At 66.1% G+C, this 24689-nt stretch carries 24 protein-coding genes; 14 read left to right on the top strand and 10 right to left on the bottom strand.

What is annotated here, in order from left to right:
* Positions 1-6: 6 nt before the first annotated feature.
* Both ACFOHJ_RS06930 and ACFOHJ_RS06925 read right to left on the bottom strand, forming a co-directional pair.
* Positions 7-303: a hypothetical protein gene (locus tag ACFOHJ_RS06930; RefSeq protein WP_378219757.1), complete on the bottom strand. Its 297-nt coding sequence runs from the start codon at positions 301-303 to the stop codon at positions 7-9.
* Positions 304-403: 100 nt separating this feature from the next.
* Positions 404-1915 (bottom strand): NAD-dependent succinate-semialdehyde dehydrogenase, encoded by a 1512-nt coding sequence (locus ACFOHJ_RS06925; protein ID WP_378219756.1) that lies wholly within the window; start codon positions 1913-1915, stop codon positions 404-406.
* A 205-nt stretch (positions 1916-2120) separates the two neighbouring features.
* On the opposite strand from ACFOHJ_RS06925, the gene ACFOHJ_RS06920 reads away from it, so the two are divergent.
* Positions 2121-3680 (top strand): VOC family protein, encoded by a 1560-nt coding sequence (locus ACFOHJ_RS06920; protein ID WP_378219755.1) that lies wholly within the window; start codon positions 2121-2123, stop codon positions 3678-3680.
* Positions 3673-3999 carry a GNAT family N-acetyltransferase gene (locus tag ACFOHJ_RS06915; protein WP_378219754.1) on the top strand — a complete coding sequence of 109 codons (327 nt, stop codon included), beginning with the start codon at positions 3673-3675 and terminating at the stop codon, positions 3997-3999. The genes ACFOHJ_RS06920 and ACFOHJ_RS06915 overlap by 8 nt, the downstream gene beginning before the upstream one ends.
* 20 nt (positions 4000-4019) lie before the next feature.
* Here ACFOHJ_RS06915 and ACFOHJ_RS06910 read toward each other — a convergent pair whose 3' ends face one another.
* Both ACFOHJ_RS06910 and ACFOHJ_RS06905 read right to left on the bottom strand, forming a co-directional pair.
* Positions 4020-4736 carry an LrgB family protein gene (locus ACFOHJ_RS06910; protein WP_378219753.1) on the bottom strand — a complete coding sequence of 239 codons (717 nt, stop codon included), beginning with the start codon at positions 4734-4736 and terminating at the stop codon, positions 4020-4022.
* Positions 4737-4740: 4 nt separating this feature from the next.
* Entirely contained in the window at positions 4741-5100 is a 360-nt protein-coding gene (locus ACFOHJ_RS06905) for a CidA/LrgA family protein (RefSeq protein ID WP_378219752.1), read from the bottom strand.
* A 270-nt stretch (positions 5101-5370) separates the two neighbouring features.
* On the opposite strand from ACFOHJ_RS06905, the gene ACFOHJ_RS06900 reads away from it, so the two are divergent.
* From ACFOHJ_RS06900 to ACFOHJ_RS06885, 4 genes are all read left to right on the top strand, one after another.
* Complete coding sequence (locus ACFOHJ_RS06900; RefSeq protein ID WP_378219751.1) at positions 5371-6024, top strand: outer membrane protein; 654 nt, start codon at positions 5371-5373, stop codon at positions 6022-6024.
* A gap of 481 nt (positions 6025-6505) precedes the next feature.
* Positions 6506-7990: an FAD-dependent tricarballylate dehydrogenase TcuA gene (gene tcuA, locus ACFOHJ_RS06895; protein WP_378219750.1), complete on the top strand. Its 1485-nt coding sequence runs from the start codon at positions 6506-6508 to the stop codon at positions 7988-7990.
* Positions 7991-8255: 265 nt separating this feature from the next.
* Positions 8256-9257, top strand: coding sequence for a succinylglutamate desuccinylase/aspartoacylase family protein (locus ACFOHJ_RS06890; protein WP_378219749.1), 1002 nt, complete (start codon positions 8256-8258; stop codon positions 9255-9257).
* A gap of 2 nt (positions 9258-9259) precedes the next feature.
* Entirely contained in the window at positions 9260-10198 is a 939-nt protein-coding gene (locus ACFOHJ_RS06885) for a threonine ammonia-lyase (protein WP_378219748.1), read from the top strand.
* A gap of 52 nt (positions 10199-10250) precedes the next feature.
* On the opposite strand, the gene ACFOHJ_RS06880 is transcribed toward ACFOHJ_RS06885, so the two are convergent.
* Entirely contained in the window at positions 10251-11852 is a 1602-nt protein-coding gene (locus ACFOHJ_RS06880) for a hypothetical protein (RefSeq protein ID WP_378219747.1), read from the bottom strand.
* A 115-nt stretch (positions 11853-11967) separates the two neighbouring features.
* Here ACFOHJ_RS06880 and ACFOHJ_RS06875 point away from each other — a divergent pair, with 115 nt between their 5' ends.
* Together ACFOHJ_RS06875 and ACFOHJ_RS06870 are read left to right on the top strand one after the other, a co-directional pair.
* Positions 11968-13068 (top strand): Gfo/Idh/MocA family protein, encoded by a 1101-nt coding sequence (locus ACFOHJ_RS06875; RefSeq protein ID WP_378219746.1) that lies wholly within the window; start codon positions 11968-11970, stop codon positions 13066-13068.
* A 19-nt stretch (positions 13069-13087) separates the two neighbouring features.
* On the top strand, positions 13088-13429 hold the full coding sequence (locus tag ACFOHJ_RS06870; protein WP_378219745.1) for an L-rhamnose mutarotase: 342 nt from the start codon (positions 13088-13090) through the stop codon (positions 13427-13429).
* A gap of 11 nt (positions 13430-13440) precedes the next feature.
* Here ACFOHJ_RS06870 and ACFOHJ_RS06865 read toward each other — a convergent pair whose 3' ends face one another.
* Positions 13441-14328: an IclR family transcriptional regulator gene (locus ACFOHJ_RS06865; RefSeq protein ID WP_378219744.1), complete on the bottom strand. Its 888-nt coding sequence runs from the start codon at positions 14326-14328 to the stop codon at positions 13441-13443.
* 164 nt (positions 14329-14492) lie between these two features.
* Here ACFOHJ_RS06865 and hxlB point away from each other — a divergent pair, with 164 nt between their 5' ends.
* Positions 14493-15047 (top strand): 6-phospho-3-hexuloisomerase, encoded by a 555-nt coding sequence (hxlB, locus tag ACFOHJ_RS06860; RefSeq protein WP_378219743.1) that lies wholly within the window; start codon positions 14493-14495, stop codon positions 15045-15047.
* A 3-nt stretch (positions 15048-15050) separates the two neighbouring features.
* Here hxlB and ACFOHJ_RS06855 read toward each other — a convergent pair whose 3' ends face one another.
* From ACFOHJ_RS06855 to ACFOHJ_RS06845, 3 genes are all read right to left on the bottom strand, one after another.
* Positions 15051-15965 carry a carbohydrate ABC transporter permease gene (locus tag ACFOHJ_RS06855; RefSeq protein WP_378219742.1) on the bottom strand — a complete coding sequence of 305 codons (915 nt, stop codon included), beginning with the start codon at positions 15963-15965 and terminating at the stop codon, positions 15051-15053.
* Entirely contained in the window at positions 15962-17065 is a 1104-nt protein-coding gene (locus ACFOHJ_RS06850; protein ID WP_378219741.1) for a carbohydrate ABC transporter permease, read from the bottom strand. Before ACFOHJ_RS06850 ends, ACFOHJ_RS06855 begins: the two co-directional genes overlap by 4 nt.
* A 118-nt stretch (positions 17066-17183) precedes the next feature.
* Entirely contained in the window at positions 17184-18842 is a 1659-nt protein-coding gene (locus tag ACFOHJ_RS06845) for an extracellular solute-binding protein (protein WP_378219740.1), read from the bottom strand.
* Between the two features lie 176 nt (positions 18843-19018).
* On the opposite strand from ACFOHJ_RS06845, the gene ACFOHJ_RS06840 reads away from it, so the two are divergent.
* Genes ACFOHJ_RS06840 through ACFOHJ_RS06825 form a run of 4 tightly spaced genes read left to right on the top strand, consistent with a single transcriptional unit; the run spans position 19019 to position 22516 of the window.
* Positions 19019-20071, top strand: coding sequence for an ABC transporter ATP-binding protein (locus ACFOHJ_RS06840; RefSeq protein ID WP_378219739.1), 1053 nt, complete (start codon positions 19019-19021; stop codon positions 20069-20071).
* Positions 20072-20095: 24 nt separating this feature from the next.
* Positions 20096-20551, top strand: a complete 456-nt coding sequence (locus tag ACFOHJ_RS06835) for an RbsD/FucU family protein (protein WP_378219738.1) — start codon at positions 20096-20098, stop codon at positions 20549-20551.
* Between the two features lie 4 nt (positions 20552-20555).
* On the top strand, positions 20556-21485 hold the full coding sequence (gene rbsK / locus ACFOHJ_RS06830) for a ribokinase (RefSeq protein WP_378219737.1): 930 nt from the start codon (positions 20556-20558) through the stop codon (positions 21483-21485).
* A gap of 5 nt (positions 21486-21490) precedes the next feature.
* Positions 21491-22516, top strand: coding sequence for an aldo/keto reductase (locus ACFOHJ_RS06825; RefSeq protein ID WP_378219736.1), 1026 nt, complete (start codon positions 21491-21493; stop codon positions 22514-22516).
* Between the two features lie 78 nt (positions 22517-22594).
* Here ACFOHJ_RS06825 and ACFOHJ_RS06820 read toward each other — a convergent pair whose 3' ends face one another.
* Positions 22595-23431 carry an amidohydrolase family protein gene (locus ACFOHJ_RS06820; protein WP_378219735.1) on the bottom strand — a complete coding sequence of 279 codons (837 nt, stop codon included), beginning with the start codon at positions 23429-23431 and terminating at the stop codon, positions 22595-22597.
* Positions 23432-23868: 437 nt separating this feature from the next.
* On the opposite strand from ACFOHJ_RS06820, the gene ACFOHJ_RS06815 reads away from it, so the two are divergent.
* Positions 23869-24603: an SDR family oxidoreductase gene (locus tag ACFOHJ_RS06815; RefSeq protein ID WP_378219734.1), complete on the top strand. Its 735-nt coding sequence runs from the start codon at positions 23869-23871 to the stop codon at positions 24601-24603.
* Positions 24604-24689: the final 86 nt, after the last annotated feature.

The following is a 24689-nucleotide window of genomic DNA, read 5'->3' as shown; positions in this document are numbered from 1 at the left end:
GGCCGGTCAGCGTCCGCGCCGGGTCGGTATCGGCGCCGGGTCAGGGCCGGGATCGGGAAGCGGGCCCGGAGGCGTCGGCGGCACCGGGTCGGGCACCGGCCTTGGCGGCGTTCCCCCGCCGGTGCGGATCGGCGGGTCGCGTGTCTCGTCGGGGTTCGGGTTCGGCTCCTCGTCCGGCAACCGGTCAGGCTCGGGCTCCTGGACCGGCGGCGGTTCCCGGCCGGGTACCGGTACGACATCGTCTGGATTGGGTTCGCGCGGGTCGGGCATGGCTCGATCTCCCTTCAGGGTATCAAATGCCATCCGGACGGGTTGGTTCCTGACAGGGCTGAAATCACCGGCAGCGCTCCGCGAGGCGGCCGGGTTCCCTTTTCAGGGCAGGCAACGGGCGTGGCCAGGCGGCTCAGATGCCGCCCATGCACAGATATTTCATTTCCAGATAATCCTCGAGCCCGTGGCGCGACCCTTCCCGCCCGATGCCGGACTGCTTCACGCCGCCGAAGGGCGCCGCCTCAGAGGACATGCGACCGGTATTGATGCCGACCATGCCGTATTCGAGCGCCTCGGCCACGCGCCAGACGCGTTGCAGGTTGGAAGCATAGAAATAGGCGGCCAGCCCGTAGATCGTGTCGTTGGCCGCGAGCACCACCTGATCCGGGTCCTCGAAACGGATGATCGGCGCCAGCGGCCCGAACGTCTCCTCCCGCGCCACCTTCATGTCGCTGGAGATGCCGGTCAGCACCGTCGGCTGGAAGAACGTGCCGTCGGAGCCGATTCGCTGCCCGCCGCAGCGAATGGCGCTGCCTTTCGCCACGGCATCGGCGACATGCGCCTCGATCTTGGCGAGCGCCTGCCGGTCGATCAGCGGCCCGATGGCGACGCCTTCCCCGAAGCCGTCGCCGACCGAAAGCTCTCGAACCCGTTCCACGAACTTGGCGACGAACTCGTCATGCACGCCCGACTGGACATAGAGGCGGTTGGCGGAAACGCAGGTCTGGCCGGCGTTGCGGAATTTCGCCTGGATCGCGCCGTCCACGGCGGCATCGACATCGGCGTCGTCGAAGACGATGAAAGGCGCATTGCCGCCGAGTTCGAGGCTGACCTTCTTGATCTGGTCCGAGCATTGGCGCATCAGCAGCCGTCCGACCTCGGTCGAGCCGGTGAAGCTGATCTTGCGTACTTTCGGGTTGCCGCACAGTTCGCGCCCCACCGCATCCCCTTCGGAGGCGTAGACGAGGTTCACGACACCGTCAGGGAAGCCGGCCTTCGCGGCCAGCGCGAACATCGCCCCGGCGACGAGCGGCGTCTGCTCGGCCGGCTTCAGCACGATCGTGCAGCCCGCGGCGAGAGCCGGCGAAATCTTGCGCGCCACCATCGAGGCCGGAAAGTTCCACGGCGTTATCGTGCCGACGACGCCGATCGGCTGCTTGATCACCAGCATGCGGCGGTCAGTCGACGGCGCGGAGATCGTCTCGCCGTAAATCCGGTTTGCCTCCTCCGCATACCATTGCAGGTAGGCGGCGGCGTGCAGGACTTCGGATCTGGATTCCGCAAGTGGCTTGCCCATCTCGGCGGTGAGGATGGCGGCGAGGTCGTCGGTATGGGTGACGATCAGTTCATGCCAGCGCCACAGCGTGTCGCTGCGCTCGCGCGCCGTCAGCGCAGCCCATTTTTCCTGCGCGACATAGGCCTTGTCGATGGCCGCGCGGGTCTCTTGGACGCCCATGTCGGGCAGTTCCGCCAGCAGTTCCCCGGTCGACGGATTGAAGACCTGGAACGTTCGTTTGCCGGCCGGCGCGCCGAGTGCCGGCACGCGGTCGAGGGCGCCGAACAGGTCCGCGGATTTGAGGTGCTGGGTGAGCGAAGGATAAAGCGGCAAGAAAGGAGACTCTTCTGAATGGCATTTCCGGCTCATGGCCGGCCTGACGAGGCATCGGACCGGTAGCCGACATCAGGGCCCGCGCATAGGGCCTCTGGGAAAAGCCTGTAGAACCACTTGCGTGCCTGCCGTCAGCGTCATCGCGGCACTGGAAAGCTATGCCGCGACGTGGCACCCTGCGCGGCGTCGATCCTGTAGCCGTGAGTTTTCCGATGATGCGTACCATTCCGGGAGCAGCCGCTTGAGCGAGCGAGCCGCCAGCGGCATCCACCATGTCACGCTGATCACGCGCCATGTGCAGGCCAATGTCGATTTCTATGTCGGCTTCCTCGGCCTGCGCCTGGTCAAGCGCACCGGCGGCTATGAGGACGGCCTGCAACTCCACCTGTTCTACGGCGATCGCCTCGGTTCGCCCGGCTCGCTGGTGACGTTCCTGGTCTGGGAGGACGGCGCGCCGGGGCGTGTCGGTACCGGCCAGGTTTCGGAAATCGCCCTTGCCGTGCCGCCCGACAGCCTTGGCGAATGGATGACGCGGGCCTTGCGCGCCGGCGTGCCGTTCGAGGGACCGTCGCGCGAATTCGGTGAGCCGGTATTGCGGATGAAGGACCCCGACGGGATCATCGTCAAGCTGGTGGGCGCCGACCTTGCCGCCGCGCAGCCCTGGGGCGATGAGGCGGTGGCCCCGCGCCGGTTGCGCGCGGTGACGATCCTGACCGAGACGCCGGAGGAGACGGCAGGTTTCGTCGGCCGCTTCGGCTACCGGCCCGGCCCGCGTGTCGAGAACACGATGCGGATGGTTTCCGACACCGATGCCGTCGATATCCGCGATGTTTCCGGCTATGTGCCGGGCATACCGGGCACCGGCACGGCCGATCATGTCGCGTTCCGCGCGCCGGACGTGGCGGCCGTCCGCGCCGAGGAGAAGGCGCTGGCGCGGCTCAACTCGTCCGCGACCAATGTGCATGACCGCAAATATTTCACCTCGCTCTATGTGCGCGAGCCGGGCGGCACGCTGATCGAACTTGCCACCGACGGGCCGGGCTTTACGGTCGACGAGAAAGCCGAGCGCCTCGGCGAGACGCTGCTGGTGCCGCCGCACGACAAGGAGAGGGCGCAGGATATCGCGGTCATGCTGCCGCAGTTCTCCCTGCCGGGCGAGCCGCGCATGGTGCCGCGCGACCTGCCCTTCGTGCACCGCTTCCATGTGCCGGACGACCCCGACGGCAGCACGATCGTGCTGCTGCATGGCAGCGGCGGCAACGAGGCCGACCTGATGCCGCTGGCCCGGCGCATTTCGCCGCGCGCCACACTGCTTGGCGTACGCGGGCGCAGCCATGAAGAAGGAAACGCCCGCTGGTTTCGCCGGCTGACGGCGATCAGCTTCGACCAGCCCGACATTCGCGCCGAAGCCGAGGCGTTCGCGGCCTTTGTCGAGGGCGCGCTTTCCGCCTACGGGCTAGATAGCTCGCGCCTCACCTTCCTCGGCCATTCCAATGGGGCGAATTTCGCCGCCGCCGTCATGGCGCTTTACCCGCAGGCCGTCCGCCGGGCGGTGCTGCTGCGTGCCATCCCGGTGCTGGAGACGTTGCCGCCCACGGATCTGGAAGGCACGAGCGTGCTGATGGTGGCTGGCGCGCGCGACCCCTTCGGCAAGGGCGCGCCGGCGCTGGCGGAGTGGTTCAGGGCAAACGGCGCTGAATTGGACCTGCGCAGCGTCGACGCCGGCCACGACCTGGTGGCGGACGACGAGGCGCTGGCGAGGCAGTGGTTGCTGCGCGAGAACGGAGAAGAGCATGGCTGAGATCGAACTTTCCCGGGAAGACGGCGACGGGCGCCGGGGGCGCTACGTGGCCCGCATCGACGGCGTCGAGGGCGAAGCGGAGATCACCTTCACCAAGCGGGGCCCGGGCCTCATCAGCGCCGACCACACCGGCGCGCCGGAAACGATGCGCGGCACCGGTGCTGCGGCCGCCCTGGTGTCGTTCATGGTGGAAGATGCCCGCAAGAATGGGCTCCGGATCATGCCGGTCTGCCCCTATGTGCGGGCACAGTACCGCAAGCATCCGGACTGGCAGGACGTGATGACGGTCAAGCCGGGAGAGGATCCGGCCGGCGCCTGACCGGCCGGGGGCCCGGGGATCTACAGGAACAGCCGCACGATGAGCGGCACGACCAGCGAGGTCGCGATGGCGTTGAGCGCCATGGCGATGCCGGCGAAAAGCCCGGCGGTCTGGTCGACGTCGAAGGCACGCGCGGTTCCGATCCCGTGCGAGGTCAGTCCGACCGCAAAGCCGCGCGCGGCATAGTCCCTGATGCGCATGGCGTTCATGAGCGGCGTGACCACGAGCGCGCCGACGATGCCGGTGAGCACGACCAGAACGGCGGTGAGCGACGGATTGCCGCCCAGCGATTCCGAGATCGCCATCGCCACGCCGGCAGTCGCCGACTTGGGCAGGAAGGCGATCAGCACGTCGCGCGAAAGCCCGCCCCATGCCCCCATCAGCATGATCGACAGCGCGGCGGTAAAGGAGCCGACGACGAGGGCGGCGACCATCGGCAGGAGTGCGCGCTTCACCTGCCGCCATTGGCGAAACAGCGGCACCGCGATCGCCACCGTCGCCGGGCCGAGCAGGAAGTGGATGTACTGGGCGCCGGCGAAGAATTTTTCGTAGGGCTCGCCGGACAGCCGCAGGGCGCCGGCCAGGAGCACGATGGAAATCAGCACCGGATTGGCCAGGGGGTGGCGTTTCAGCCGCGTGGAGATGGCGACGGCAAAGAGCCACGCGAACAGGGTAAGGGTCAGCCACAGCAGCGGCGAGGTGGACAGGTAGACCCAAAGTTCCGCCGGGCGCTTCATGGGCCTATTCCCGTCCCACCAGCCGCTGCACGGCGATGAAGGTCCATACGGTGGCCGCCAGCGTCAGGATCGCGGAAGCCACGAGAATGGCGAGCAGGATGCCGGCCTGGCTCTGCAATTCGCCCCAGAGCGCCACAATGCCGACCCCGGCCGGCACGAACAGCAGGCCGAGATTGGCGAGGAAGCCGTCGGCCGCCGTTTCGGCTTCGGAAAACAGGCCGAGGCCCATCGCCTTGCATAGTTGCATCGCCACGAACAGCAGCACCAGCCCCACGACCGGGCCCGGCAGCGGCATGCCGGAGCTGAACACGATGCTTTCCCCGATCAACTGAAACAGCAGCAGGAGGGCGATCCCCTTGATCATCGACGGGTCCTTTCCGGATGAACGCGTGAGCGGCCAACCTACGGCGTGCCGAAGCGGCGGTCCATCCTGTCCGGCACGGCCCGTATAGACTGGCCGTTTCGCCGAATGGCAGGTGCCGCCGGACGACAAGATGCCCTGCTCGGCTGGAACCTGACGGTGTTGGTGCGGGGAGAGAAACGAGGGAAATGCGGGTAATGTGATATTTATGTGACAGACTCTTGCAACCATTCCGCGTATTTATTCGCTATCAGTTCGGAAGGGCTTGGACTCATGACTGCAAAGTATCTTTTTGGCGCGTCTGCTGCCGTTGTTCTCTCGCTCGGCGTTTCGACGGCTTTTGCCGCGGATGCGGTCGTGAGCCAGGACTACGCCCCCGTAGCGCCGGCTGCCGTTTACGACTGGTCGGGCCCGTATCTCGGCGTTCAGCTTGGCTATGGCGCAGGTGAAGCTTCCAGCGATTTCGGGCCCGGGCGCGTAAGCATCGATGCCGATGGTTTTGTCGCGGGCGGTTATGCGGGATGGAATTTCCAGCACGGCAATTTCGTCTACGGCCTGGAGACCGATTTCAATTACTCGGACGTAAAAAAGAAGGGCAACATCCTCGGCGTCGATGGCGAGTTCGGCTTCGACTGGTACGGATCGACCCGGGCGCGCGTCGGTCTGGCTGTCGATCGTTTCCTGCCTTTCGCTACCGCTGGCGTGGCCTATGCGAAGGCTTACGCCAAGGAGGCGGGTGATCCCAAGGAGACCGAGACCTATGTGGGTTGGACTGCCGGCGCGGGTCTGGAATATGCGTTCACCGACAATTTGGTCGGCCGGGCCGAGTATCGCTATTACGACTTCGGTTCCAAGGATTGGGGCGGTGGTTCTGACGTCAAGACCAAGCTCCACACCGGCACTGTCGGCGTCGCCTACAAGTTCTGATCGGCCACAGCTTGATATGTCAGACCCCGGCATCGTCCGGGGTCTTTTCGTTTCAACGAATACGCCCTCCCGGTAGCGTTGCGCCTCCTCGGGCGGGTTGCTTTTGGTCATTCGCACTCTTGGCGCCTCGGCGTCGTTACGGCCAAAGCAGCTGATCGGATAGATTCAATCCCTTGCAGACTGGTCGGCAGGCCGGCCGTCCCCTGACCCTGCCATTGCGCTCGACCTCGGATTGGCCAGTGCCACGAGGCACTTCGGCCTGCGCCCTACGCTCCGCTGACCGTTGCTTCCTTCCGCGAGAAATAAATCCCTGCACCCAATCACGGGGCTGGCCTAGACGGGCCCGCATCGAACGGCCGCTCGATTTCGGTCGGGCGTTGCCATCGGCCTGTTACCGCCTTTTCAAAACCTCGTTCAAAAAGCCGCTTGCCTCGGTCCTCATAATTGCATACGAATGTATACATTATAAGGAGAGACGAGCATGGATACCTGCGATGTGGTTGTGGTGGGCGCTGGCAACGCGGCGTTCAGTGCCGCGCTGGCGGCGGAGGAGAGGGGGGCCAAGGTGATCGTGCTCGAGCGCGCGCCCGAGGCCGAGAACGGCGGCAACAGCCGGTTCACGGCGGGCGCGATCCGCTTCGCCTATCGTGGCGTGGAGGACCTTCTGGAGGTCATGCCTGATCTTACCCAGGAAGAGATCGACCGCACGGATTTCGGCTCCTATACCGAGGACCAGTTCTTCGACGACATGTTCCGTGTCACCCGCTACCGTTCCGATCCGGTGCTGTGCGAAATCCTCGTGCGCCGCTCCTTCGACACGATCAAATGGCTGCGCTCGAAGGGCGTGCGCTTCCAGCCGATCTATGGCCGCCAGGCGTTCAAGGTGGACGGCAGGTTCAAGTTCTGGGGCGGGCTGACCGTCGAGGCGTGGGGCGGCGGCCCCGGCCTGGTCGACAGCGAGACGCAGATCGCGCGCTCGAAGGGCATCGACATCCGCTATGGCTGCCGGGTGACCGGCCTGCTGACCGAGAAGGGCCGCATCAGCGGCGTTACCGTCAAGCGCGGCAACGAGACCTATCAGATCGCGGCGAAATCCGTGGTGCTCGCCAGCGGCGGCTTTCAGGCCGACCCGCAGATGCGCACCCAGTATCTCGGCCCGAACTGGGAACTGGCCAAGGTCCGCGGCTCGCGGTTCAACACCGGCGACGGCATCAAGATGGCGCAGGCCATCGGCGCGGCCGTCTATGGCAACTGGTCTGGCTGCCACGCCGTGGGCTGGGATTTCAACGCGCCGGAGTTCGGGGACCTCGATGTCGGCGACGGCTTCCAGAAGCACTCCTATCCGTTCGGGATCATGGTGAATGCCGAGGGTCGCCGTTTCGTCGACGAGGGCGCGGACTTCCGCAACTACACCTACGCCAAATACGGCCGCGTCATCCTCGAGCAGCCCGGTAATTTCGCCTGGCAGATTTTCGACTCGAAGGTCGCCCACCTTTTGCGCGACGAGTACCGGATCAAGCAGGTGACGACCGTGAAGGCCGATACGCTCGAAGAGCTCGTCGGCAAGCTGGAAGGGGTCGACGCGGCCGCCGCGCTGGAGGAAATTCGCGCCTACAACGCCGCGATCAAAAAGGAGATCGCCTTCAATCCGAACGTCAAGGACGGGCGCGGCACCACGGGGCTACAGATCAACAAGACCAACTGGGCCAACACGATCGAGGATGGCCCGTTCCAGGCGTTCCAGGTCGGCTGCGGGGTTACCTTCACCTTCGGCGGCCTGCGGGTCAACGACAGCGCCCAGGTCCTGGACGTGGACCTGGTTCCGATCGAGGGGCTGTTCGCCGCCGGCGAACTCGTCGGCGGGCTGTTCTACTTCAACTACCCGGGCGGCACCGGCCTGATGGCGGGCACGGTGTTCGGTCGCCTGGCCGGCGGATCGGCCGCCGCTTCCGCGAAGGCCGCTTAGGCCGGGAACGCGCTTGGACGGCCATTATCGCTGGCGGAGCCTGATGCGCCAGCGTCGGTCGCCGCCCCCATCCTCGTCTGCCGGAACCCCCATTCGTGCAGGATCGTTCACGGCTCGATCGCCGCCCCATCGGACGAGTACTGGCGACGGCGCCAAGCTTGACAGCAAGTCGGTGAGGATATCTTATGTCAAATCGATATTTCATATATAGAAGGACCGGCGAGGTCGGCCGCGACCGGCCCTTGGCCGGGCAGGCAGGTCAGGCGTGACGCGCTCCATCGGCTTTACCGATATCGATCTCGACAGGGACGGCAAGCAGGTAGGCTTCGTCAATTTTCCCTCGTCCGTCCACGACGATGCCTGGGGCGTGATCCGGGTCCCGCTGACGGTGATCCGCAACGGCTCGGGCCCGACCGTGATCCTGCAGGGCGGCAACCACGGCGACGAGTATGAGGGGCCGATCGTTCTCGGCGAGATCATCCGCGACCTCGATCCCGCGACTGTCAACGGCCGTCTGGTCATCGTGCCCGCCATCAACCTGCCGGCGGTCGAGGCCAGCCGCCGCGTCTCGCCGCTCGACGACCTCAACTTCAACCGCACCTTTCCGGGCGATCCGCTGGGCTCGACCACGCAGCAGATTTCGCACTATGTCAGCAGCGTGCTCTATCCGCTGGCCGATGCCTTCGTCGACCTTCATTCGGGCGGCTCGTCGCTGTCGATCATCCCGAGCGCGGTGCTCGAACCCTGCGACGATCCGCAGCTCGACGCCCGCAACCGGGCGGCGGTCGAGGCGTTCCAGGCCCCCTTCAAGGTGCAGATTTCCAACTTCGGCGATCCGCGTACCTCCACTTCCACCGCCGTGCGCGCAGGCCTGGTCACCGTCGGGACGGAAATGGCGGGCACCGGCACGGTCACGCCCGACGCGGTGCGCATCTGCCGGCGCGGCGTGCACAACGTGCTGCGCCATCTGGGCGTGCTGGAGGGCGCGCAGGAAAAGGGGCCGGACGCGGCCGGCTTCCATACCATCGGCGGCACCTCGTCCTATGTGATGGCGTCCGAAGCCGGCATTTTCGAGCCCTTTCACGAACTTGGCGCGACGGTGCGGGAAGGCGAGCCGGCCGGCCGCATCCATTTCCTGGAAAATCCGGGCCGCGAACCGGTCGAGTTGCGCTTCGGCGCGAGCGGGGTAGTTTACGGCAAACGCCACCCGGGGCGCGTGCGTCCCGGCAATTGCTGCCTGGTGGTGGCTTCCCCACTCGAGGACTGACGATGATCACACTGGACGACATCCGTCAGGCGCGCCAACGGATCGCGCCGCATGTGCGCCGCACGCCGCTGGTCCAGGTGGATGCGTTGAGCGCGCCGGTTACCGAGGCCGAGCTTTGGCTGAAGCTCGAATGCCTGCAGGTGACGGGTTCCTTCAAGGCGCGCGGTGCCACCAACAAGCTGCTGGCGACGCCGCCTCAGGACATGGCGCGCGGGGTAACCACTGCCTCGGGCGGCAATCACGGCCTCGCCGTCGCGCGGGCGGCGAAACTGGCCGGCGTGCCGGCGACCATCTTCGTGCCGACCAACGTCACGCAGGCCAAGATCGAGAAGCTGCGCAAATGGGGCGCGACGGTCGAAGTCGTCGGCTCGGTCTGGAACGAAACCAACCTCAGCGCGCTGGCCTTCGCCCATGACAAGGGCTGCGCCTATTTCCACCCCTTCGCCGATCCCTACGTGGTGGCGGGGCAGGGCACGCTGGCGCTGGAACTGCTGGAGCAGCAGCCGGACCTCGATGCCGTCCTGATCGCCATCGGCGGCGGCGGGTTGATCACCGGCATGGCGGTGGCACTGAAGGCGCTGAAGCCCTCGATCCGCATCATCGGCATCGAGCCGACCGGCGCGCCGACCTTCCATGCCTCTCTGGCCGCCGGCCATGTCGTGAAGCTCGACAAGGTGACCACGCGCGTCGCCACCATGGCCTGCGCCGAGACTGATCGCGATGTCTTCGCGACCTCGCGGGAGCTGATCGACGAGGTAGTGCTGATCGACGACGACGACATGCTGGAGGCGGCGCGCTGGCTGTGGTTCGAGATGGGGCTGGCGGCGGATTTGAGCGGGGCTGCGGCAGCGGCGGCGCTGCGCAAGGGCGTGCTGCGGTTTTCCGCCGGCCAGAAGATTTGCGCGCTGGTATGCGGCGCCGGGCCGGAAGGTCTCGCCTGACGGTGCGGCGCGCCATGGCGGCCGGTCATCGTCGCTTCGCTTTCCCCGGCCGCTAATGCCCCATATGCTGGCGGCGGCCGATGCGGTCGGCGAGCGACAGCCAGCGCCGGCGCGGCTCCGGTTCCGATTTCGCCAGGGCGGAGACGACTTCGCCCATCAGTTCTTCGAGCCGTTGCGGTGGAAGTCGCGCCTCTGCGTCGATCTCCTCGGTGATGGCGATGAAGCGCTGCGCGGCTTGCGCCCCGCCGAACAGCGGCGCGACGTCGCGGGCGATGAAGTCGTCCCAGGTCAGGTCCGGATTCCAGCCGAAGCGGGCGAAAGCCAGGTAGCTGATTTCGGTCGCTCCGTTGTAGTCGGATGGCTCGCCCCAGACGGTGAGCCCCTTCATGCCCATCCGGTAGCCTTGCCGGTTCATGTCGGCGAAGTCGCGGGCGTTGAGCGTGTAGCGCTCGGTGCGGGCGTCGCCGTTCCATTGGCAGGCGAACTGGCAGCGCAGGACGTTCGGCTGCGTCGGCAGCGTCTCCACATAGCCGGCTGGCAGCGCCTCGCGCAGCCGCTTCCAGTAGCTGCGGTTGACGGTGTGCTGGTAGATGCCGCCTGTGGGCAGGGCGGCCTGCGCGCTCGCCGCCACCGGCTCCAGCAGATTGTCCCACTGCATCTCGCAATAGATCCACAGGTCCGGCTTCACCGCCTTGGCCGCGCGGTAGAGCCGGGGAAAATTCGCCGCCATGTCGGAATGGGACCAGCTGTCGCCATATTCCCTGGCGCGGCGGGCGGCTTCGGCGTCGTTGGCGCGGCGCGCCTTGCAGCGCGGGCAATCGCAGACGCCGTAGTCGCCGCTTTCGATGTTGATGCCGCCGATGTCGAAGGTCTCGGCCAGCCACGTGACCGCTTCCTCCATCCAGTCCATCACCTCGGGTGAACTCGGGCAGGCGGTCACGGTGTAGTCGGAATGGGGAAAGTTCAGCGGGAAATCGAGGTCGGCGAGCTGGAAGCCGATGTCCTTGCTGAACTGCGCCTTGTGCTGCGGGTTTTCCTTCAGCCAGGTCGACAGGTTGTAGCGATGGTTGCCTTCCCAGTAGACGCCGCCATAGGCGCCGATGGCGATGCCGGGAATGATGCGCACGCCGTGTTCGCGGCCATAGCGGCAAAGCTCCTGCGCCGCCTCGATGCCGCCATGGCTGTTGCGCAGGAAACCGTAGAGCACGATGGCGCCGATGCGGTTGGCCGAGCAATAGTCCACCAGCCGCTTGTAGTCGGCAAGAAAGCCGGACGGCGGCTTCTGGTAGGGGTTGAAGACGCCGATTTCCTGCTGGCCGATCTGCGACAGTTCCCAGTTGGTGGAATGGTCCCAGGTCCAGAAGGTGCGGTAGGCAAGGCCGGGCGCGTCCGAGATCGGGCCGGCGGCGAGGACCGAGATATCGAGGCTGCGGCCGAGCCGCGCGACGAGTTCCTGCGCGCCGTAGATGACGCCCGAGAACGGCCCGCCGCGCACTTCGATGGTCTCACCAGCGGCCGAGATGGAGAACGCGCCTTCCGCCATGGTTTCGTCGGTCAGAAGCCGTGTCGTGCGGCTGGCCAGGGTGGCCGGGTCGATGCCTTCGCGCATAAGGCGCGCCGCGTGCGGGTGAAGTTCCTCGGCCTCGATCGGCATGCCTGCGAAGTCCTCCGTTGATTGACACACTACACAGGAAAAACTACCAGATATCAATGTCGGTTTTTGCTAATGATATAAGGGGTGAATTCCTCATGCGGCCGGATCGACGATCATGAACGGGATATCCGACACCCTGGCCGGGTTGCGGCAGGCGTGGCCGATGCCTTCGCGCCCGCGCCCGATCACCATCGTCGGCTGCGGCGGGATCGTCCGCGAGGCGCATCTGCCGGCCTACCGGAAGGCGGGCCTGCCGGTCGCCGGCGTGTTCGACCTCAACGGCGAAGCCGCCCGGCTCCTGGCGCGCGATTTCGATGTGCCTGTCGTGCATGCCTCGCTGGAGGAAGCGATCGCCGCCTGCGGCAGCGAGGGCGTGTTCGACCTGGCGCTGCCGCCCGAGGCGGTGCTGGAGACGGTGCGGCAACTGCCGCACGGCGCCACCGTGCTCATCCAGAAGCCGCTCGGGCCGGACGGCGCCACGGCCCGCCGCATCGTTGCCGAACTCGACGCGCGCGCCATCGTCGCGGCGACCAATTTCCAGTTGCGGTTCACGCCGTCGATGCTGGCGATCGGCGACGCCGTCGACAAGGGCCTGTTCGGCGACATCGTCGATGTCGACGTGCATCTGGCGGTCTACATGCCGTGGGAACTCTGGTCGTTCATCCCCAGGCTGGAGGCCGTCGAGATACCGCTGCATTCGATCCACTATCTCGACTGGATCCGCGGCCTCATCGGTGAGCCGCGCAGCATCTACGCCAGGTCGGTGAAGCACCCGCGCTACGGCAACCAGGCAGATGCCCGTTCCAGCATCATCCTCGACTATGGCGACCGCGTTCGCTGCTGCCTGTCGCTCAACCACACCTATGGCCATGGCCCGCGTCACACCGATGCCACCATCCGGGTCGAGGGCATGAAGGGCGCGGCGCACGTGACCGTTGGCTATCTGCTGGACTATCTGCGGCCGCAGCCGGAGCGTCTCGAAATCTGCCATGAAAGGCAGCCCTGGACGGCCTTGCCGCTGACGGGCGAGCGCGCTCCGGATTCCTTCGCCTATGTCATGGCCAATCTGCAGCGCTTCGCGGCGGGCGAGGACGCGCGGCTGGTCACGGACGTGCACGATGCGCTGAAGACCATGCTTCTGGTCGATGCCGGGCTGAAATCGAGCCGGCTCGGCGGCGTCGTGCCGGAAGCGGCGGACGAGGGAGAGGGGCGATGACGGCTCCGGTCGAACGGCGATGACGGCTCCGGTCGAACGGCGCGAGGAGCCGCTGGTTTTTCTTTATCGGCTGAAGCCGGGCATGGGCCCCGAATACGACCGGGCGCACCGGGCGGTCTGGCCCGAAATCATCGCGCTGCTCGACGAGGCAGGTTTCTGCGACTACCGCATCTGGCGGCGCGGCGACCTGGTCGTCAGCAGCCTGCGTACGAAATGGGGCTACGACCACGCCGCGCGCGTCAGCGCGGCGAGCGCGATCCAGGCCAAATGGACGGCATCCATGTCGCATATATTCGACGAGATCGTCGACGCGAACGGCGAGCCTCTATGGCTCGATTTGGTTTTCGAACACCGGACTTGAGGGGCGGGGAATCAGCCGGGCCTGCTGGGCGGCCGTCTGGCGGCGATCCGTGCCAGCGGGAAACTGATTTTCGGCGGCTCGCCGCCCAGCATGCGGGTGATCGTCTCGGCGGCGCGGAACACGATCTCGCAGGCCTCGTCGAAGCCGACCGTCTGTCTGGTCGCCGCCAGGTACGGCATCGTCAGCGCCGCCTGCGCGACTCCGCTGCCGTCGATCAGCGGAAAGCTGACATCGGTGATGCCCTGCAGGCTTTCGCCGGTTACCATCTCGTAGCCCCTGGAGCGGATCAGCCGGGCCCGGCGGGCCAGCGCCTCGGCCTCTTGCGGCGCCCAGTTGCGGCGCATGTCCTCCATCACCCAGTCCTGCACCACCGGCGTCTGCAGCGCCACGAGCAACCGCCCCGAGGCGGTCGCCATCGCCGGGTTCTTGGTGCCGACGCGCAAGCGAAACCCGAACGGTGCCGGGCTGTCGACCTGTGCCACGATGCGGATCGACGTGGAGTCGAGGATCGCCATGTGCAGCGCCTGGGTCGCCGACCGTGCGGCTTCGTGCATCAGCGGCGTCGCCAGGTTGATGAGGCGCGACAGGGGCGGGTGTCGGTTGGCGAGGTCGAACATGCGGTTGGACAGGAAATAGCCGTCCTCGCCCAGCCGGCGCTGGATGAAGCCGCGCCGTTCCAGCACCATGACCACGCGGTACACTTCCTGCAGGGAGCGCCCGAGCAGTTGCGCGATCTCGCTCTGGGTCACGCCCTGCGAAAGACCGGCGAGCAGTTCGAGCACGTCGAGGCCCTTTTCGAGCGCCGGCGCGCCGTAGCGCTCCTTGTCGCCTCGCGACGCTTTCGGCGCGGTGGAGCGCTTCCTTTCGGTGGAAGGACGAGGGGTCAGGGTCTTGGCCATGGGGTCGAGCACGTGGTCAAAGGATGATGTGCGACGTTTATTGGTGAAAGCCGGCGCTCGCAAGTGGCGAGCCGGGGCGGATTGGCAAACCTGCCGCATGGCACCATTGCCAATGCCGCAGGGCTCGACCAAGGTGGCGCATCGCATCGGATGGCGGAGCCAGGATGAGCACGTTGACGGACGCCCTGCTGAATGAATTGCGCCTGACGGTCGCGCGCGTCGACGAGCGCGCCGTCGACGACGCCTGCGCCATGCTTGCCGAGGCCGGCCGCATCGTGGTGTGCGGCTGCGGGCGCGAGGCCCTGCAGATGCAGGGCTTTGCCATGCGGCTGTTCCATCTCGGCCTGCCGGTCTCGGTCGCGGGCGACATGACGGCGCCGCCGCTCGGCGCAGGCGACCTGTTGTTCGCCAGTTCCGGGCCCGGCGAAACCGCCACAATCCTGTCCTTGATGCGCACCGCGCGCGATGCCGGCGCCGGTGTCCTGCTGATCACCGCCCAGCCAGCGGGGAGCGCTGCGCGGCTGGCGGATCGCCTGCTCGTCGTCCCCGCGCAGACGATGGCGGACGACCGCGGCGAGAAGCGAAGCTCGGCCTTTCCGATGGGCTCGCTGTTCGAGGGCGCGATGTTCGTGCTCTTCGAGGCGATGGTGCTGAAGCTGAAGCATCGCCTCGGTGTTACCGACGAGGTGATGCGGGCGCGCCACACCAACCTGGAGTGAGGACTACTTCACCGCGCCGGCGGTCATGCCCTTGATGAGGTAGCGCTCGAGCACGACGCCGATGACGATCAGCGGCAGGATCGCGGCAAAGGACAGCGCCGCCATCGACCACCAGGATATGCCCTGGCTGCCCGTCTGCGAGGCGACCATGACCGGCAGGGTGTTGGCATGGGTCGAGGTCAGCAGCGCGGCGAAGAAATATTCGTTCCAGGTCAGCACCAGGCTGAGGATGAAGGAGGCGACCATGCCGGGGAGCGCAATCGGCAGGATGACGCGGAAGAAGGCTCCCCAGATGGACAGTCCGTCGACCAGGGCTGCCTCCTCCAGTTCGGTCGGGATCGACGAGAACTGGTCGCGCATGATCCAGATGACGATCGGCAGCACCATCAGCGTATAGAGCAGGATCAGCCCGATCTGCGTGTCCAGCAGGGCCAGTTCCTTGTAGAGGACGAGGAACGGCAGGGCGAGCACCACCGGCGGCAGGATCAGCTGCGACAGGAAGAAGAACGAGATATCGGCGTTCTTCATGAAGCCGAAGCGATAGGAAAAGCGCGACAGGCCGTAGGCCGCGAGCGAGCCGAGCATCACCGCCAGGGCCGACGAGGTGATCGAGACGACGGTGGAGTTCATGAAGCGCTTCATGAATTCGTCGCGCACCGTGCTGGAAGCGCCGATCGTCTCCGGCGACAGGCCGAGCGAGCGCCAGCCGAGCCAGGCCGGCTGGTAGTCGAGCCACGGGATCAGCGCGCCCTTCATCACGTTGGGCGCCGTCTTGAAGCTGGTCGTGATGGTCCAGTAGATGGGGAACAGGCAGATCACCGCCCACAGGATGAGCAGGAGGTAGATGCCGGCCTTGCCGCCCAGGCGCAGCACAAGCGGCGTTCCGGTTTCGTCGTCATGTCTGGCTTGGCTGGTCATGTGCGCGGCGCCGCGAAACGTTCAGCGAGTTTCATCAGGATCGTCATGAATAGGATGATGATGACGAGATAGACCATCGCCAGCAGCGTGCCGTAGCCGACATTAGAGCGGTCGCGATATTCCCGGAAGATGAACGAGGTCACCGTATCGGTCGCGCCGCCCGGTCCGCCGGCGGTGAGGTTGATGACGATGTCGGCCAGCTTGAGCTTGAAGATGATGCGGATCAGGATGGCGGTCACCGATACCGGCAGCATCAGCGGGAACACGATCTCCCAAAAAGCCTTCCACGGCCCGGCGCCGTCGACGCGCGCCGCCTCCGTCAGGTCCTTGGGGATCGCCTGCAGCCCGGCCAGGATCATGATCATCATGAACGGGATGAAGGTCCACGCGTCGAGGACCATGATCGTAAAGCGGGCGACTTCGGGCGAGCCGAAGAAGGACGGGTTTTCCCAGCCGAGCCAGCGTGCCAGCTTGGCGATGGGGCCGAATCGGATTTCCAGCATGGACTTGCCGACCATCCAGCTTACCGCGACCGGCGACAGCATCAGCGGCAGCAGGAAGGCGACCCGGAAGAACTTGCGCGCCTTGATTTCGGCGTTGAGAAGCAGGGCGAGCCCGAAGGCGATCACATATTCGATGAGGATCGCCAGCGTGTACCACACCATGTTGCGCAGGGCGTTCCAGTAGAAGGGGTCGGCCCACATCTGGCGCACATTGTCGAGGCCGTTGAACTGCCGGCCGAGCGGCGAGGCGAGATTCCAGTTGGAAAACGCGATGATGATGCCGAACAACAGCGGAAAGACGGTGAGCGAGACGACGAACAGCGCCGCCGGCAGCACGAACAGGGTTCGCTTGCCGTGCTCGCCATGGATGAGCACCTTGCTCCAGCACAGGCAGACTGCCCACAAGATATAGGCGTAGAGGGTCGGCCGCCATGTCTGGAAGCCGAAGTCCCGGGCGCCGCTCATCTGCATGTATTGGGCGATCGCCACCACCGCCAGCAGGACGGCCGAGGCCCAGACGATGCCGTGACCGAACCGGCGCCGGGCGTCGGATATGTCGTCCTCGGTGACGACATGAAGGAGATCGCCTTGGCTCATCTGCGGGTCTGGCTTCCCTGGCTCTCGATCGGTGCTGGCAGGATGCGTGGCCGCCTTTGCAGGCGGCAGGTACGGGCGCGCCTGTCACGCGCCCGCACCGTCGGCCCCGGGAATGGCGTCACATGCCGAGCGACGCCTTGTAGAGCTTGATCTGGCTTTCACGCCCGATCTGGTCGGTGATCTTCTCCCATGCGGCGGCGATCGCATCGGCCGTTTCCTGCGCCGACTTGTACTGGCCGGCATAGCCCTTCGCCAGTTCGTCCTCGGCGACGGAGTAGTACTGGAAGATACCGGGGATACGCGGCTCGATCGCGGCGTTGGGATGGTTGTAGCTGTCGAGGTTCGAGCCGAGATAGTTCTCGATATAGGCCCGGTCGTAGCCGGCCTTCTCCCATTCGTCGTAGTTGAAATGCGACTGGCGATAGGGCTGGAAGCCGGACGGATAGGCGACCGTCCACAGGCTCAGGTCCTTGCCGCCGAGATGGGCTGCCGCCGACCAGGCCGCCTTGCGCTTCTTCTCGTCCTTCGACACGCGGTTGGTGACGTAGATGCCCCAGCCGAGATAGGCCAGGTTGGGCGCGAAATTGCCGCCCTCCGGCGTCTCCCATTCGCCGGACTTGGAATTGTAGACCTTGTCGGAGCCGGGATTGGCGGAGAAGGCGACGACATCGCCGACCACCGAGGTGTCGGAGGTGCGCGCCATCGAGCCGACGTCGCCCCACCAGCACAGGCCCGCGCCGGTGCCGGCGAGGAACTGCTGGAACGCCGTGGTGCCGGGGTCGGCGTTGATCTGGTCGCCCGGATAGGCGCCGGCGGCGATCAGGTCCATGACGTCCTGGATCGCCTGGACGAAGGCCGGATTGTTCACCCGCGGCTTCATCGTGTCCGGGTCGAACAGCCATGCCGGATCGCTCGGATGCTTGGCATAGGCCGTGGCGCGGTCCTCGAGGAAATAGAAGCCGAAGCCGCCCCAGCCCTTCAGCGGATCGAGGAAGCCGAAGGCGTCCTGCCCGGTGAGCGGGTCCTTCTGGCCCTTGATCTTCTTCGACCATTCGTCGACCTGCTGCCAGGTCTTCGGCATTTCGGTCATGCCCGTCGCGCCCGAGATAGCCGCGTCAGACAGGTAGTCCTTGCGGTAGGAGAAGGTGTGGCAATCGCCGTCGATGCTGACGCGATAGGTCTTGCCGTCCCACGTGCCGACCGGCGGCTTGAGGTAGGCGACGAGGTCGTCGATCTCGATCTGTTTCTTCACCCAGTCGGGCATCTCGTCGAGCAGGCCCTTGCCGGCGGTATCGCCCTCGAACGGCGCGCCCATTTCGAGGATGTCGAAGTCGACGGTCCCGGTGGCGATCGACTGCTGCAGGCGGGCGTTGTAGTCGGCCTGCGCCAGGTCGATCCAGTTGATCTTCGCGCCGGTATAGGCTTCCCACGGCTTCAGGAAGCCGCGGAACAGGAAGTTGTGCAGGTTCTGGTTGTTGAGGCCCATGAAGGTCAGTTCGACGCCGGCGAACTCGCCTTCCTTGACGCTCGCCTTGGTCGCGCCGAGGCACAGTTCGCCGACTTTCTGCCAGTCGGCATCCGTCGGCGAGCCCTTGCCGACGCCGGGTATCTGCAGGATCTCGGCGCGCAGCGCTTCATCCGCGGACGCCGATCCGGTCAGGGCTCCCAACCCCGTCGCCGAGGCGGCTGACAGAGCCGCGAGGCTCGCGGCTCCCTTCAGGACGTCGCGCCGCGTCGCGCCACGCCGTACCAATTGCTCGTAGATTCCGACTTTCATTTATTTTCCTCCCAGGGCGGCCGCATTTTCGCGGTCTCACGAAAATTCACTACTGAAACAAGAGTTTCAATAATGTTCGTTTCAATAGTGTCACAACCCGTTGCGGAGTCAACGCCGCGATGCGATAGATTAGAGCCCGCCGCATGAACGGGCTTGGCGAACATCAGGACGGGTGAATGGCCGAAGTAGCGATCCGTGACGTCACCAAATCATATGGCGCGACGCAGGTGCTGCATGGCGTCAGCATCGATATCCGGGATGGCCAGTTCGTCGTGCTCGTCGGCCCGTCCGGCTGCGGCAAGTCCACGCTGCTGCGCATGATCGCCGGGCTCGAAAGCGTGACCGGCGGCGACATCGCCATCGGCGGCCGGACGGTCAACAACCTGTCGCCGGCACGGCGCGACATCGCCATGGTGTTCCAGAGCTACGCGCTCTATCCGCACAAGACGGTCGAGCAGAACATGGGCTTTGCCCTGAAGCTCAAGAAGATCGACCCCAAGGTGGTGGCCGAGAAGGTGCGCTCGGCGGCCGACATCCTCGAGCTCACCCCGCTCCTGAAGCGCTATCCGCGCCAGCTTTCGGGCGGCCAGCGCCAGCGCGTGGCGATGGGGCGCGCCATCGTGCGCGACCCGCGGGTCTTTCTCTTCGACGAGCCGCTGTCGAACCTCGACGCCCAGTTGCGCGTGCAGATGCGCACCGAGATCAAGGAACTGCACCAGCGGCTGAAGACGACGACCATCTACGTCACCCACGACCAGATCGAGGCCATGACCATGGCCGACAAGATCGTGGTGATGAACGCCGGCCGCATCGAGCAGATCGGCGCGCCGCTGGAACTGTTCGACCGCCCCGCCAACCTGTTCGTCGCGGGCTTCATCGGTTCGCCGTCGATGAACCGCCTCAAGGGCACTGTCGCCGACGGCGGGCGCCGTGTCGAGGTCGCGGGCGCCAGCTTTCCCGCGCCGGACCAGCGCCTGGAGGACGGGCAGAAGGTGGTCTACGGCGTGAGGCCGGAGCATTTCGAACTGTCCGACGAGGGCGCCGAGGTCCGCATCGCGGTCGTCGAGCCGACCGGGTCGGAAACGCTGGTCTATGCGCGGGCTGGCGAAATCGATCTCGTCGCGCTGTTTCGCGACCGCCATGATTTCAGGCCCGGCGACCATATCCGCATCAGGCCGAAGCCGGGCCATGTCCACGTCTTCGATGCCGCGAGCGGCATGCGCCTTTGACCGAACCGGCTTGCAGGAGGAACCATGCTCAAGGGAATTAGCCCGCTGCTCAACGCGGATGTCTTGTACGCGCTTCGCGCCATGGGCCATGGCGATGACCTGATCATCGCCGACACCAATTTTCCTTCCGATTCGATTGCCCGGCAGACGCGGCTCGGCCGCCTGCTGCGCATCGACAACGTCACGGCGGCGCAGGCCGTGGAGGCCATCCTGTCGCTCTATCCGCTCGATACGTTCGTCGAGGATTCCGCCGGCCGCATGGAGATTGTCGGCAACCCGGACGAGGTGCCGCCGGTGCAGCAGGAGGTGCAGCGCGCCATCGACCGCGCCGAAGGGAAGTCATGGCCGATGCTCGGCGTCGAGCGCTATGCGTTCTACGAGCGCGCCAAGCAGGCCTATTGCGTGATCCAGACCGGCGAGCGCCGCTTCTACGGCTGCTTCGCCTTCCGCAAGGGCGTCATCCCCCCGGAAGGGAAATAACGGCATGGCCGGTTCCGTCGTCGTCCTCGGCGTCTTCGTCGCCGACACCGCCTACCGTGCCGACCGCCAGCCTGCGATGGGCGAGACCATTCTGGGGCTCGGCTTCAAGCTCGGCCCCGGAGGCAAGGGGTCGAACCAGGCTGTGGCTTCTGCCAAGCTCGGCGTGGAAACGCATTTCATCACCCGCCTCGGCGTCGATACCTTCGCCGACATGGCCAACGATACCTGGCGGCAGGTGGGAGTGAAGTCCGCCGCCATCGCCACGCCGGAAAGCTACACGGGCGCCGCCTATATCTTCGTCGACGACAAGACGGGCGACAACGCCATCATCGTCGCTCCCGGCGCGGCGGCGCTGATTTCTCCGGGCGACATCGACGCTAATGCCGGCCTGATCCGCGCGGCGAGCGTATTCGTCACCCAGCTCGAGCAGCCGATCGATGCTGCCATCCGAGCTCTGCGGATAGCGCGCGACGCCGGCGTGACGACGGTCTTCAACCCGGCGCCGGCCGCCGAATTGCCGGCCGAGATCTACGCGCTTTGCGATTATGTCACGCCCAACGAAACCGAAGCCGAGGCGCTGACCGGAATGCCGGTGGAAAGCCTCGATGATGCCAGGGCGGCCGCCGCGGCGCTGCTGGCGAAGGGCGCGCGGGCGGCGATCATCACGCTCGGGAAACGCGGCGCGCTGCTGCAAACGCAGGACCAGTCGATCCATGTTCCGGCGGTTTCGGCCGGGCCGGTCGTGGAGACGACGGGGGCAGGGGATGCCTTCAACGGTGGCTTTGCGGCGGCGCTGGCCAAGGGCTATTCTCCGCTTGAGGCGGTGAAGTTCGGCTGCGCGGTGGCCGGTGTCTCGGTCACCCGCGCGGGCACGGCTCCGTCCATGCCGTCGTTCGAGGAAGCCATGGCGCTCTACCAGGCGCAGCAGGACTAGCGGTCATGCATCGGAAAATCTTCACGGCGCCCTCGGGCGCGCAAATTCCCTTCACGCAGCTCGGCCTCGGCACCGCCGCCATCGGCAATCTCTACCGAGCGCGCACCGACGAGGAAACCGACGGCGCCTTCGCCGTAGCGTGGGAAGCCGGCATCCGCTATTTCGACACCGCGCCGCTCTATGGGCTTGGGCTGGCGGAGACCCGGCTGAACCGGTTCCTGCGCGACAAGCCGCGTGACGACTACGTGCTTTCGACCAAGGTGGGCCGGCTGCTGGAGCCCTGTGCCCCGGACGAGCGAACCGGCCTCGACCGTTTCTTCGACACGCCGTCGCGGCGCGAGGTTTTCGACTACAGCTATGACGGGGTGATGCGCTCCATCGCCTTTTCGCTGGAGCGGCTGGGGCTCGACCGCATCGACATTCTCTATGTCCACGACATCGATCTTTCCAATCACGGCAGTGTCGAGCGGCGCGACGCGCATATCGACACGCTGATGGCCGGCGGTTATCGCGCGCTCAGCGAACTGCGCGACCAGAAGGTCATCAAGGCCTTCGGCGCCGGGGTCAACGACTGGCAGACGTGCGAGGTGCTGGCCGCGCGCGGCGATTTCGACCTCTTCCTGCTCGCCGGCCAGTATTCGCTGCTCCGGCAGGAGTCGCTCAAGACGTTCCTGCCGATGTGCGAGGCGCGCGGCATCGGCATCGTGCTTGGCGGCGTGTTCAATTCCGGCATCCTCGCCACCGGCGCGGTCGAAGGCGCGATGTTCGACTACTATCCGGCGCCGCCGGAAATCCTTGAACGCGTGCGGCGCATCGAGGCGGTGGTCAAGCGGCACGGGCTGAAGCTGGCCGACGCCGCCCTGCGCTTCCCGATAGGCCATCCCGCGGTGGCCTGCGTGATGACGGGCGGCGCCGCAAGGCGCGAGGTCGAGCAGGCGGTGGCCAGCCTGCAGACGGACATCCCCGACGCCCTGTGGCGCGAGCTTGCCGCCGAGAAACTGATCGCCCCCGAAGCGCGTCTCGGCCTTTAAGGCCTGATTTTGGGCGACTGTCCCGGCCGGCTACCGGCTTCGTTCCACGCGGCCGCATGGCTGCCGGCCGGCATTCCCCTACAGCCGCCAGAGCCGTTTCGCGTTGCCGGACAGAAGTTTGGTGCGCTCCTCGTCGCTGGCGCCGGCAAGCAGGGCGTGCGTCGCCGCGACCCAGTCGAGCAGGCCCCCGCCCAGGGTGCAGACCGGCCAGTCGCTGCCCCACACGACGCGATCCCAGCCGAAGCTGCCGATGGTGTGGCCGACATAAGGCTGTAGCGTCTCGACGGTCCATGTCGCCGGATCGGCATAGGCGACGACGCCAGAAATCTTGCCCGCCACGTTCGGCCGCTTCGCCATCTCGGCGATCTGCTCCTTCCATGGATGCTCGGCATTGCCCTTGATGTCGGGCACGCCGCAATGGTCGAGCACGAATTGCACATCCGGCGCGGAGTCGACCAGGGCGAAGGCCTGGCGCATCTGCCCTGGCAGCACGCACAGGTCGAAGGTCAGTCCGGTCCCGGCGATGCGGCGGATGTTTTCGCGAAACAGCGGACGCTCCGAAACATCGTCGGGCACCACGTGCAGCACGCGGCGGAATCCCTTGGCGAAGGGGTTTGCCTGCACCTTCTCCAGCCATGCGGCGAAGCCGGGTTCCTCCGGCCGGCACGCCACGATGGCGCCGCGCAGCAGGCTTCCCGGGGCCTTCGCCAGTCCTTTGACATAGGCCAGTTCCGCCTCGATGTCGGCGGCGTCGACATCGACCTCCATGAACAGCGCCGCCTCGATGCCGGCTCGCCGCGCCTGTGCCGCATATTCCTCCTGCGAAAAGTCGTGGTCGAGCGCCGGCACGCCGGCAAGCCACGGATAGCGCAGCGCCGTCTTGTCGATCAGGTGAAGATGGGTGTCGACGATCATGGGCTTCTCCTGTGCGCAACCGGAACCATCTCACGAGAAAATGCACCGTTCAAACAGGAATCATGCGGGCGGCTTCACGTCCGATCCGGCGAGCTGCGATTGCCCGCCGGCAGTGGGAGGATATCCGGCCCTTGCCGGCGCGGGCGCGACAACGGCCCCGTTTTCCCGCTCGCATCGATCTCCCCTGGTGAGACCTGCATTTCATATACGCAAGACCGGCAAGTCGGGAAGAAGAATTGCCTTGACTGTTCGTGAATGAATTGGGCGATATTGCGAGGGTCATTTTTGCCGACCCGAAGACGCGGGAAGGTGGGGCGCGATGCGTCTCGAGCGTATCGAGGTCGTCAACCAGCGCAGCGAAGTCGTGCTGGCGGCGGATCGCATCTATATCGTCGAGCGGCGGACAAAGCCGGCTTGAGAGACGGAGGAGACAGGACGTGACAGAGAAGCTGAAGGGCAAGACCGTCGTCATCACCGCCGCGGCGCAAGGGATAGGGCGCGCGTCGGCGCTGGCCTTCGCGGCCGCCGGCGCCAAGGTGGTCGCCACCGACATCAACGAGAAGGTGATGGCCGAACTGGAGGGAACGCCCGGTCTGGTGACCCGCAGGCTCGATGTCCTCGATGATGCCGCCGTCAAGGCCGCCTTCGCCGAGATCGGGCGGGTGGACGTGCTGTTCAACTGCGCCGGCTTCGTCCATGGCGGCACCATCCTGGAAATGAAGGACGAGGAGTTCGACTTCGCCGTCGACCTCAACGTGCGCGCCATGGTGCGCACCATCCGCGCCGTGCTGCCCGGCATGCTGGAGTGCGGCGACGGTGCCATCATCAACATGTCGTCGGTGGCGAGTTCGCAGAAGGGCGTGCCCAACCGCTTCGTCTACGGCCTTACCAAGGCGGCCGTGATCGGGCTCACCAAGGCGGTCGCTGCCGACTATGTCGCCAGGGGCATCCGCTGCAACGCCATCTGCCCCGGCACGGTGGAAAGCCCGTCGCTGGAAGGGCGCATGCGCGCGCAGGGCGACTATGAAAAAGCCCGCGCCGCCTTCATCGCCCGCCAGCCGATGGGCCGGCTGGGAACGGCGGAGGAAATCGCCGATCTCGCCGTCCATCTGGCGGGCGCGACCTACACGACCGGACAAGCCTACAACATCGACGGCGGCTGGTCCGTCTGACCGGGCCGCAACCAGGAGAGATTTGATGAAACTGTTGCGTTTTGGCGAGCCGGGGTCGGAGAAGCCCGGCCTTCTCGATGCGGACG

The organism is Aquamicrobium soli, from assembly GCF_042646345.1.
Taxonomy (GTDB): Bacteria; Pseudomonadota; Alphaproteobacteria; order Rhizobiales; family Rhizobiaceae; genus Mesorhizobium; species Mesorhizobium soli_A.
The sequence above is the reverse complement of the archived record's forward strand: the minus strand, read 5'-3'. Positions and strand labels throughout refer to the sequence as shown.